Below are 266 nucleotides of genomic sequence, written 5' to 3' on the forward strand. Positions count from 1 at the left end.
GGTGTACTGCTTGAGTCTATCGTCGACCGCAAGTGGCCTACGCTTGAAAAATGGGTGTCGCTGATCATGCTGGGAATCGGTACCGTACTGGCTAGCGGGCTCGGCGAAACCGGATTGCAAAACGCTAGTCTCTCTGGACTGATTTATGGACTCTTGTCTGGTGCTACCTTTGCTTTTGTCATTTTCTTTAGCGGTCGCATCCTGCCGCAGATGAATCCTTACTTGCGAAGCGCGATTACGATTAGCATGGCTGGCGTGATGCTCTC

The 266-nt window shown here is 51.9% G+C and carries 1 pseudogene; it reads left to right on the forward strand.

Going from position 1 to position 266, the window contains the following annotated elements:
• Positions 1 to 266, forward strand: a pseudogene (locus tag SB773_RS32295) (EamA family transporter); the annotation flags it as partial.

It is taken from the genome of Bacillus sp. SIMBA_074, assembly GCF_046534555.1.
Lineage (GTDB): Bacteria > Bacillota > Bacilli > Bacillales > Bacillaceae_G > Bacillus_A > Bacillus_A mycoides.